General features: G+C 73.7%; 3 protein-coding genes. All 3 read right to left on the reverse strand.

The window, feature by feature from the left end:
• Positions 1 to 921: uroporphyrinogen-III synthase (locus JNW89_RS34125; protein ID WP_238452170.1), on the reverse strand; the 921-nt coding region annotated here is incomplete at its 3' end.
• On the reverse strand, positions 921 to 1,268 hold the full coding sequence (nirD, locus tag JNW89_RS34130) for a nitrite reductase small subunit NirD (RefSeq protein ID WP_238452171.1): 348 nt from the start codon (positions 1,266 to 1,268) through the stop codon (positions 921 to 923). The genes nirD and JNW89_RS34125, both read right to left, overlap by 1 nt.
• A 32-nt stretch (positions 1,269 to 1,300) precedes the next feature.
• Positions 1,301 to 2,606, reverse strand: a 1,306-nt coding sequence (locus tag JNW89_RS34135; RefSeq protein ID WP_238452172.1) for a (2Fe-2S)-binding protein, incomplete at its 5' end; no start/stop codon positions are given.

Genomic DNA, 2,606 nt, shown 5'->3' on the forward strand with positions numbered 1-2,606 from the left:
GGCGAGCGCCCGGAGCACCGCCATCGGGGCGGGCGCGAGCGGCCGCAGCTCCCCGTCGACCACGGCCGCGTGCCCGCGCAGGGTCAGCAGGTGCCCGGCGGCCTTGACGGTCACCGTACGGCGGGGCAGCTCGTCGACGATCTGCCGGACCAGTGCCCCGAGGCGGGCCCGGGCGGGCGCGCTGACCGGCACTCCCCGACGGACCAGCGGCTCCGCGGTGACCGCGCCGACGCAGCTGGCGAGCACGTCTGAGCGCAGCGCCTCCAGCACCGTCTCGGACCGGTCGCCGGCCGCCCGCAGCAGGGCCTCCGCCGCCGGCGCGGAGGTGAACGTGACGGCGTCGACCAGCCGCCCGGCGACCAGGTCGATCAGCCGGTGCAGCGGGGCCGGGTCGGTGGGCGGCGCCCAGCGGTAGACCGGCACCTCGATCACGGTGGCCCCGGCCGCCTCCAGCGCCTCGGTGCACTCCGGCTGCCGGTCGCCGTGCAGCTGCATGGCGATGACCTGACCGGCCACCCCGCGCCGGCACAGGTGCTCGATCACCTCGTCGCAGCTCTCCGAGTCGGGCGACCACTGGTCGTGCAGCCCGGCGGCCCGGATCGCGCCGCGCGCCTTCGGCCCCCGGGCCACCACGTACGACCGGGACAGCACCGAGCGCAGCGGCTCGGCGAGCCCCCAGCCCTCGGCCGCCTCCAGCCAGCCGCGCATCCCGATGCCGGTGTTCGCCATCAGGATGTCCGGCGGCCGGTCCAGGCAGGCGCGGGTGGCCTCGCGCAGGTCGCTGTCGTCGGCCAGCGGCACGATCCGCAGGGCCGGGGCGAGCACCACCCGGGCGCCGCGGCGTTGCAGCAGCGCGGCCAGCTCGTCGCGCCGCCGGTCGGCGGTGACCCCGATGGTGAAGCCGGCCAGTTCCTCCCGCATCACTCCTCCTGTCGCAGCCGCACCTCGACCAGCCCGTCCCGGCAGCGGACCCGGTGCACGGGCAGCGTCACGCCGGGCAGGTCCAGACAGCGCCCGGTACGCAGGTCGTAGACCTGCTTGTGCAGCGGGGAGGCGAGGGTCGGCACCCCGCCGCGGCTGCCCACGATGCCCCGGGACATCACGTACGCGCCGCCGACCGGGTCGAGGTTGTCGACCGCGAACAGTTCGCCGCCGGTCGAGAAGAGCGCCACCTGTACGCCGTCGACCAGCGCGGCGACGCCCCGGTCGGGATCCAACCGGTCGATGGGGCAGACGGCCGTCCAGTCCAGGGTGCTCGTCGCGCTCATCATCCTGCCTCCGTCCACGGTGCTCGTCGGGCTCATCGCCGTACCTCCGGAAGGCCGAGGGCGACCGGCTGGCGGCGGCGGTCGGCCGCCGGGGTGGGTGGTGCGTCGCGCGCGGGCACCGGTTGCCCGCGTTCGACGGCGAAGCTGATCGACGGGTCGGGCACGTCCGGGGCGTTGACGAAGGAGGTGAAGCGGCGCAGCCGCTCCGGGTCGTCGAGGACGTCGCGCCACTCGTCGGAATAGGTCGCCACGTGCCGGGCCATCGCCGCGTCGAGTTCGGCGCAGAGCCCGAGCGAGTCGTCCACGATCACCGAGCGCAGGTGGTCGAGGCCGCCGTCCATCGCCTCGATCCAGGCGGCGGTGCGTTGTAGCCGGTCGGCGGTGCGGATGTAGTACATCAGGAATCTGTCGATCAGCGAGATCAGCGCTTCCGTGGACAGGTCGGTGGCGAAGAGGTCGGCGTGCCGGGGCCGGAAGCCACCGTTGCCGCCGACGTAGAGGTTCCAGCCGGTGTCGGTGGCGATGATGCCGAAGTCCTTGCTGCGGGCCTCGGCGCACTCCCGGGCGCAGCCGGAGACCGCCGACTTGATCTTGTGGGGGGCGCGCAGGCCCCGGTAGCGCAGCTCCAGCGCGATGGCCAGGCCGACCGAGTCCTGCACCCCGTACCGGCACCAGGTCTCGCCGACGCAGGACTTCACCGTCCGCAGCGCCTTGCCGTACGCGTGGCCGGACTCGAAGCCCGCGTCGACCAGCCGGCGCCAGATCTGCGGCAGTTGCTCGACCCGGGCGCCGAACAGGTCGATCCGCTGTCCACCGGTGATCTTGGTGTAGAGCCGGAAGTCGCGGGCCACCTCACCGATCACGATCAGCTTCTCCGGGGTGATCTCCCCGCCGGGGATCCGGGGCACCACCGAGTAGCTGCCGTCGCGTTGCAGGTTGGCCAGGAAGTGGTCGTTGGTGTCCTGCAACGAGGCCTGCTCGCCGTCGAGCACGTGCCCGGCGCCGAGCGAGGCCAGGATCGAGGCCACCACCGGCTTGCAGATGTCGCAGCCGCGCCCCCGCCCGTGCTCGGCGATGAGCCCGGAGAAGGTGCGGATGCCGCGCACCCGGACGATGTCGAAGAGTTCCTGCCGGCTGGCGTCGAAGTGCTCGCAGAGCGCGGTGGACTGCTTCACCCCGGCCGCGTCGAGCAGTTGCTTGAGCATCGGCACGCACGATCCGCAGCTGGTGCCGGCCCGGGTACACGCCTTCAACGCCGGCACGTCCGTCGCGCCGCCGGCGATCGCGGCGTCGATGTCGTCGCGGGTCACCGCGTTGCAGGAGCAGACCTGCGCCGCG

Source organism: Micromonospora sp. 4G55, assembly GCF_016803375.1.